The sequence below is a fragment of the Acinetobacter sp. CY73 genome, assembly GCF_059515865.1.
This window is the reverse complement of record NZ_JCAKMZ010000055.1, coordinates 1-8,429: the sequence shown is the minus strand read 5'-3', so window position 1 is coordinate 8,429 and position 8,429 is coordinate 1. Positions and strand designations below refer to the sequence as shown.

The window sequence follows — 8,429 nt, the reverse complement described above, 5'->3', positions numbered from 1 at the left end:
AAAAAGGCTTTGAAATTAGTGAAATGAGAACATTTATACCAGATAGCAATAAAAGTGATTTCTGAGATACTCAAGTGAGCGGTTCGGACTCTTGAGAAACGACGACTTTGTTTAAGGAAATTCCAATAGGTTGCTTCAAATTTAAGAAAGAAATCATCAATTAAGCAGAATAATTCGGTACTATTAAACATCTGGACTAGAGTTTTAAGTTTTGTGTGGTAACTCAACTGATGGCTCTAGTCCTCTTATTTTTCAAGTCAATTTCTTATCCGCGATTCGGGTTAATATAAAAAAATTCTAAACATTAGGGTGTTTATTCCCTTCAAATAATTAAAAACAAGGTAATCACATGACATTTCAAGACACATCAAATTCAGGCAATCAAAGTCAAGGTCAAGGCCAAGATCAGGTTCAAGATGCGCCGCCTGAGTTGGCTGTGTTTAATTTGGAAAGCACCCGTTCACCGACCGATTTACAACGCATTGCCAATCAAGTGCAACTGTTTTTGTCCAGTTGTGGTCAAACCAACTTACAACAACTGCAAGCCTATGCCAACGTCCCGATGGTGGCAAACTCCTTTGCCTTAACCGGCAGTGTGCTCGATGTGATCTTGTTTGCCTTAAAACCTAAGCAAGGTGATGCCGGGGTACAACAGGCAGCGCTACTCAGTGCCAATTTGATTGGCTTGTTCTTGGCACCGCAGTCCGAAGCCCATGTCCGCATGGCGCTGAGACCAATGTTTGGTCTGATGGCTGAATATCTGTATAAAGAAGACGGTAAAATCCAAGAGCCGGGCATCAAACGCCTGTCCTTGCACTTAAATGCGATGATTGCCGGCGACCTAGAAAAGTTCCTCAAAGAAACCAAAGGCAAGTTGGCGGGTTTACTCAGCAGTGCCAGTGCTTTGGGTGTCTCGATGATGACCGCATTGAGCATGCCAAAAGGCAGTATTACAGGTGTGGTAGGTGCTGTCTCTGGTGCTGTCAGCAGTGCAGGTGCCAGTGCCGATACCCGCGATCCGAAAGAACAATTTAGCAACTGGGCCGCCTCGCTTGCCAGCTTAGTCTCCACCGCAGCCGTGGCCAAGCAAGGACAAGATTCAGCCTATGCGGATATTCCGATGGGTGCGTTACAGCTGCTTGCTGGTGAGCGTGCGGGTCAACTGACCGCGGCGATCCAAGCACAGTCCAGCGGGCAAAAATACACCCTGATGTGGTTGATTGATGAAACCTTAAAAGCCATTGCTGAGCTAGAAAATAAAGTCAGTGCCAGTGTGCCTGTGACCCAAACGGGGGAACTGGAACGGCATACCAAAGGCGATACTTTGGAGTTTGTTTCGCTACAAGCCAATGCCCTCAATGATCCAAGTTGTGTGACGGGTGGGGGAGATTCAGCCACTGGAGAAAGTATCAGTTACGCGATTGGTGCAGAACGAGTCAAGCATACTGATTTCTATCTCCCGCTCTTAGGCTTTGGCTTTAGCCGCCAATACAACTCGCAAATGAATGAGTTTGATGACAGTTGTATTGGCGCACGCTGGATGATGCCCTTTTCCAATCGGATTGAAGCGACTGAATTTGGCTATTTGTTCATTGACAGCAATGGACGTAAACATCGATTACCAGCCAGTATCACTGAACAAGTCTACGAGGTACCTTTTGAAGGGATTGTGGTTGCCCCGCTAGAAAATGGTGACCTAGCCTTAAATTTTGAAGGAGAGTGGAATTCTAATTTTCATCAATTTGTAGAAGGTGGGCACTACCATCTGGTTTTAGAGGAGAATCCAAGTAGCAATGAACAGGTGAAACTGGATTATTTGCTGGTCAATGGACAGGCCTTTCTGAAGCAAGTCGATTTTCAACTTAAAAAAGCACAGCAGAGCTTAAAATTCGCCTACAACCCCCAAGCGAAGATGATTGCGATCTTTGTGGATGAACAAGTCGCGCCACTGGCACGCTATGACTATGATCAACACGGTAATCTGATCAAAGCCTATGATCAAAATGGACATTTGCGTAGCTATGCTTATAACACTGCCCACCAACTGACCCGCTATACCGACCGCACAGGACGTGGACAAAATATCCGTTACGAATCCCCTGCAGCGAATGCCAAAGCGATTGAGGAATGGGCGGATGATGGGAGCTTCCACACCAAACTGAAATGGCATCCGCGCCTACGCCAAGTGGCGGTGTATGATGCCTATGACAATCCGACCTACTACTACTTTGACCTTGAAGGCTTTACCTATCGCACCCGTTTATCGGATGGACGCGAATCCTGGTATTCCCGCGACCAATACAAACGCATCACCCGACAAATCGACTTTGAAGGACGCGAAACCCAACAAGAATACAATGAAGCAGGACAACTGACTAAAATCGTACAACCCAATGGTGGGGTGATCCGCTTTGCCTATGATGAAAAAGGCAATCTGATTGAAACCAAAGATCCCGAAGGCAATATCTGGAAAAAAGAATACGATGCTGATGGCAATGTCAGCAAAGAAATCAATCCACTAGGACATACCACGACCTATAAATACAATGCCCAAGGACAAGTGGTTGAGGTGATTGATGCTAAAGGCGGTAAAAAGAGCATTCAGTACAATGATCTGGGGCAAATGCTGTCCTACAGCGATTGCTCCGGCAAAGAAAGCGCATGGGAATATGACGAAACAGGCACACTCTTACAACAACAAGATGCCACAGCCCAAGCCGTGCAATACCTTTATAGCGACCAAGGCATAGATAAAGGACAGCTTAAAACAATCATCTACCCCGATGGTTTAAAAGAACACTTTGAGCATGATCAAGAAGGACGCTTGCTCAAACACATCGATACCGCAGGCAAAGCCACCCTCTACAGCTACAACCAAACCGGGCTACTGCAACAACGCATAGATGCCAACAAACACCAGATTGGCTACCAATGGGATAAACAAGGCCGCATTCAAAAGCTGATCAACCAAAACCATGCAGAGTACCTGTTCGATTACAACAGCATGGGACAACTGATAAGAGAACAAGCCTTTGATGGCGAAGAAAAACATTATGCCTATGCTGAAAGTGGACGCCTGTTCCAAATCAAACAAGCTCAAGTCATTACCCAATTTGGCTACCATGAAGATGGAATGATTGCCGAAAAAAGCTATACCCATCTCGAGACCCGCAAAACTCAAACCGAGACCTTTGAATACAACCTGAATGGACAACTGAGTCGTACTGTCAACGAAAACAGTCAAATTGATTTCTACCGCAATGAAATTGGACAACTGATCCGAGAACACCAGCACTATAAGATTCCGCATTTTGAGGATATGACCGCAGTACTGCGCTATCACTACGATGAACTGGGCAATTTAATTAAAACCATCCGCCCGGATGGACAAGAAATCACCCATCTGAGTTATGGTTCAGGCCATGTCTACGGGATTGCACTGAATCAAAAAGACATGGTGGGCTTTAAACGCGATGATCTGCACCGAGAAACCGAACGCTATTTGGCCAATGGTTTAATTCAAACAAACCAATACAACGATGTTGGCTTACTGATCTCACAAACGATTCAGCCCGAACAAGAAACCGCAGAGCTGATTCAACAAGGCAACAAACAACATCAAGCGCAGCGTGACTACCATTACGACAAAAACTACCTCCTTAGCCAAGTCGAAGACACCCGCCTAGGCAAACTCAGCTACCAATACGATCCAATTGGACGCTTGATCAAAACACAAAGTCCAAGTCACACCGAAACCTTTAGCTTTGACCCCGCAGGCAACCTGATCGATCCGATAGCGACCCAAGCCAGTCAAATCAAAAACAACTTGGTGCAAGACTACCAAGGCAAACGCTACAGCTACGATGCACAAGGCAACGTGGTTGAGGCAAAACAAGGCAATCACAGCCTTAAACTTAAGTGGGACAACCTGAATCGACTGATACAAAGCGACCACAATGGTCAGATCACAGAATATGGTTATGATGTGTTTGGACGACGCCTGTATAAGAAAAGCCAAGACCAATATGGCAAAGACAGCCTGACCTTGTTTGGATGGGATGGCGACCTGATGGTGTGGGAGTCAAAAACCTCAGGACTAGATCTACAAACAAAAAATCGAAGTCAAAACAGAGAAGAGAACCAACAAAATAATCAGGACTACACCAAACACTATATCTATGAACCGAATAGCTTTGTACCTGTACTGCAAACAGGGTATCGCCAGTTTATTCAACTGATCAAAACCCCAGACTACAGCCAATATAAAACCGAGCCGTATTCGATCCATCGAGATCCAGTCTGGAGCACAGACACCCGCAAGAACAAAGCCGAGTTAGAGCGGGTTGCCTTTTATCATTGTGATCAGGTGGGTACACCACAAACCCTGAGTAATGAAAAGGGCGAATGTATTTGGGAAATAGAACTTAATACATGGGGCAAGACCCAACAGGTGAAAGCACAGCATCAAGACCAAGTATTGGAGCATACCAATATCCGCTTCCAAGGGCAGTATTATGATGAGGAAACCGGATTACACTATAACCGCTACAGATATTATGAGCCGCATAGTGGACGATATATCTCTAAAGATCCGATTGGTTTGCAAGGTGGATTGAATAATTCGGCTTATGTCAGTGACCCAAATCAGTGGATAGATCCGTTGGGGTTAATTACTTTTAAACCAACTGAAGAACCGAAAGATGATGAATACAATAAAACTGAAGTAAGTTTGCTTGGAAAAGGTATTAACATTTCAGCTGCAAATTATGGAGTTAATCAATCCATAAACAAAATTACAAATTTAAATTTATTCAATGCTGATCAAAAAGGAGTTTTAGGACAGGATAAGGATGGGGTACCTATTTTTGATCCTAAAGATAATGATTACCATAAATATACAGTAGTAACATCTTGTAAAAGAAATAATAAATGTACGCCTGCAGAAGCTTGGAAAGGATTGTTGATGTATCCAACCCCTTTCGCTTCAGGTAAACCAATTGTTGATGAACAAATAAGTGCAATACCTGGAATTGCTACGGTAAGGACAGAAGTGTATCCACAGACCAATACGATTGTTAATGTTACATTATCTGGACAACATATGCTTTATCCAGGCACAGTTAAAAGGCAAATTAAGTACGATAATGATAACGTATATATTATTACAACTGGCGAGGGAGTGGGAGATTTAGAATGGTTAAACGTTAATACTGCTGATATATTATGGTCTACAGTTGATAAAAATATATGTGATAGGATGAAATAGTAACTATGCTCTATAGTTTTAAAATATATACTGTGTTTTGTTTATTTATATCAATATCTGAAGTTATTCTTATGAATATAATTAGATATAATTGGCCATGGATAACAATAGGGAATTTTTTTAATTTTTATCTCTTTTATCTTGTTATATATTTACCATTTTTAATAATTTTATTTTTGGTTTATAATTTTTTACATAATCATAAATTAAAAATCGTAGTTATTTTATTTTTATTATGTTATTTTTTTAGATACTATTACTTTTCAACACATACATGGATTATTGATGATTTAGAAATATGGATGAATGGTAAACTAGGAGAAGATTTTTTATTTTATTTTTCTTTCAAAATAATTGCAATGTTGACTTCAATTATCTTAGCCGCAAAGATATTCAAAATTGCAGAAGATTAGAGCTATTTTTATTGTTGCATAAATATTTGGTAGTGTACAAAAACAACGTGTTTTAATTTAGAATAGACGTGAAAATGTCTGAGCAATAGACCTTTAACATGATCATAGAAACGACAACTTATGTCTGCACCCGTTGCCAATCACCCAATATCCATAAGAATGGTCACAACAAAAGTGGAAATGCACAGTTCAGATGTAAAGATTGTGGGCGCTCTAGTGTACTCAAATCCAAAATTAAATATACCGAAGAACAGAAAGAACTCATTATCAGTACCTATCTTGAAAGAGGCAGTTTGAGAGGCATGCAGCGTCTATTCGGTATTGCACCTGAAACACTGATGGGCTGGATAAAAAAAAGTAAACAGCAGGAAACTGAGTGACGAATTACTTGATGCTCATCCAACAGATGTTCTTGAGCTTGATGAGTTATGGAGTTTCGTAAAAACCCGTCGCCATAAGGTTTGGACTTGGATTGCACTCTGCCGTAGTACACGCCAAGTAGTGGCTTATGTGAGTGATCCGAATCAGTGGGTGGATCCGTTGGGGTTGAATAAAAAGATGTTTACATGGGTTGATGAAAATGGTACCACTCAATTTACCAATAGTGCTCAAAAAGCTTATGAAGCACAACAAAAGAGCTTAGCGGTAAGGGGGCGGAACAAGGCTGGGCAGGATTATTTGGATAAACCAGCAATTGATGCAGCCAACGAAGAGAAAAGAAAAGTTGAGCGAGCGAAATATGATGCCGAATCAATTGAAAGAAAAAAAAGAGATATAGCAGCGGCAAACCAAAACTGTTGTGAGGTTACCAATAATAGCAGATCTTCAGATGAAGGATTGATTGATAAAACAGTAAATTTCGTAAATACACATCTTTTAAATAACGCTGGTAATATTAGTGTAGTTGGTGAACCTGGGAAAAATCAGATAATAGGATCACAGTATCAACTTATAGACAAAAATGCCAAAGTAGCTGGGGTAATCTCAGGTGGAAGCACACAAACAGGTGGTCTAGGTGCTGCTGCGAGAGGTATGGGTACTGTGGTTGGAATGGGGACTAGTGTTTTAAATACGGATACTGCTGGTGGTGTTGCATACGGTGGGTTTGTTCTAGCAGTAAACAAATGTTATGCATCAGGCAAATGCAGTGAGGAGGATTACCTAGAATTACAACGATTAAAGGTGAAAAATTTGAATGAAGCTTGGAAAAAGTTAAATGAATTTAATTCTCGTTAGGATGAAATTATGAAATTTTATATAATAGGTTTTTTTTTAGTGTTTGTATTTACAGGGTGTGCACTTGCTCAAAATGACTATAAAGTAGCTCATTGGAATATAGGAGAAAATAAAGAGCTAAATGATCTTGGTGTATTTATTGTTGAGTTAAAAAATACTAAGGACTTGTCAGAGACTAGTGTTTCAGAGACTAATGGAAAATTGTCAGCTGTTTCAGTATCTACTGATAAAGGTGAATATGCAGGAATCCAATTTAAAAAAAATTCAAACCTAATTGATTACATAAAAGTATCGCACTGGTTTTCGTCTGGAAGTTATGAACGTTCTTATTTAAAACTACACAGAAACTCTAAGGGTAACTGGGTTTTAACAGAATATGCTGATGGGTCTGAGAAAAAAGTTTTAAAATCTGTAGAGCTAAAATGAAAAAAAAGATATCTCTGGTTATAGTTTTAATGGTCGGATGTAATAGTATTTTGGCCAATAATTGGGAAATCACAAAAGATGATGATTTAAAACATATTGGAGTAGATGTTCTTTATCTTAAAAATAATAACTCTAGAATTATGTTAGCTGATAAGAATGGAAAACTTAATGCTGTGAGTATCAATGTTGAAAATGGTGAGCGAATAGGTATTAATTATCAAGATCAAACTAATAAAATTGATTATATAAAACTTCCTTCAAAAAAAGATACATTAATTAAATTGTTCAAGACCACTGAAGGTAACTGGAAGTTAATTGAATATTCAGATTACTCGGAAAAATTTATATTGAATTCATTAGAATTAAATTAAAAAAATGAGATATTTATCATCTTATACTTATGTTTGTATGTAGCATTGATCGAATGCAGCTCTTAAGAAGTAAAACATTTGCTCACACAAATAGATGATCAACCAATAATCAATGAACTATTAATATAACCCGATTGGACGCATAATCAAAACATAAAGTCCACAACACACCGAAACCTTTAGCTTTGACCCCGCAGGCAACCTGATCGACCCGATTGCGACCCAAGCCAGCTAAATCAAAAACAACCTAGTCCAAGACTACCAAGGCAAGCGCTACAGCTACGATGCACAAGGAAATGTGATTGAGGCCAGACAAGGCAATCACAGCCTTAAACTGAGTTGGGACAATCTGAACCGACTGATACAAAGTGATAATAACGGTCAGATCACAGAATATGGTTATAGCCAAATATGAAACATAAGCTACATCATCTTAAATACGATATCCAGAGCTTCCTGAATGGTTTTATTGTTCTGAGCAATGATGTGCCTGACTTTACTTTTTAAGACAGACCATGCTTTTTCAATAGGATTGAGGTCGGGACTATACGCAGGTAGATAAACGATTCTTGTCTTATATTTTGCTGCTAAATCATCAATCGCTTGACCTTTATGAATTGAGGCATTATCGAGAATCAGCAAATAATTTTTAGTCTGAATATCCTTTTCCTGTAAGTCCTTTAACAAATACTCCAACCAACACAGAAAAATACTCCG

General features: G+C 40.1%; 6 protein-coding genes and 2 pseudogenes. 6 read left to right on the top strand and 2 right to left on the bottom strand.

What is annotated here, in order from left to right:
- A pseudogene (locus AC5YD2_RS15865) lies at nt 1–191 on the bottom strand (IS982 family transposase); the annotation flags it as partial.
- 158 nt (nt 192–349) lie between these two features.
- Between AC5YD2_RS15865 and AC5YD2_RS15860 the strand changes: the two are divergent.
- From AC5YD2_RS15860 to AC5YD2_RS15835, 6 genes and pseudogenes are all read left to right on the top strand, one after another.
- On the top strand, nt 350–5,266 hold the full coding sequence (locus tag AC5YD2_RS15860; RefSeq protein WP_496127232.1) for an RHS repeat-associated core domain-containing protein: 4,917 nt from the start codon (nt 350–352) through the stop codon (nt 5,264–5,266).
- 511 nt (nt 5,267–5,777) lie between these two features.
- Complete coding sequence (locus AC5YD2_RS15855; protein ID WP_496127231.1) at nt 5,778–6,059, top strand: IS1/IS1595 family N-terminal zinc-binding domain-containing protein; 282 nt, start codon at nt 5,778–5,780, stop codon at nt 6,057–6,059.
- Between the two features lie 130 nt (nt 6,060–6,189).
- Nucleotides 6,190–6,915, top strand: a complete 726-nt coding sequence (locus tag AC5YD2_RS15850; RefSeq protein ID WP_496127230.1) for a DUF4124 domain-containing protein — start codon at nt 6,190–6,192, stop codon at nt 6,913–6,915.
- A gap of 9 nt (nt 6,916–6,924) precedes the next feature.
- Nucleotides 6,925–7,341 (top strand): hypothetical protein, encoded by a 417-nt coding sequence (locus AC5YD2_RS15845; RefSeq protein ID WP_496127229.1) that lies wholly within the window; start codon nt 6,925–6,927, stop codon nt 7,339–7,341.
- Nucleotides 7,338–7,712, top strand: a complete 375-nt coding sequence (locus AC5YD2_RS15840; protein WP_496127228.1) for a hypothetical protein — start codon at nt 7,338–7,340, stop codon at nt 7,710–7,712. Before AC5YD2_RS15845 ends, AC5YD2_RS15840 begins: the two co-directional genes overlap by 4 nt.
- 124 nt (nt 7,713–7,836) lie before the next feature.
- A pseudogene (locus tag AC5YD2_RS15835) lies at nt 7,837–8,115 on the top strand (RHS repeat-associated core domain-containing protein); the annotation flags it as partial.
- A 20-nt stretch (nt 8,116–8,135) separates the two neighbouring features.
- Here the strand turns inward: AC5YD2_RS15835 and AC5YD2_RS15830 are convergent.
- Nucleotides 8,136–8,429: transposase (locus tag AC5YD2_RS15830; protein ID WP_496126956.1), on the bottom strand; the 294-nt coding region annotated here is incomplete at its 5' end.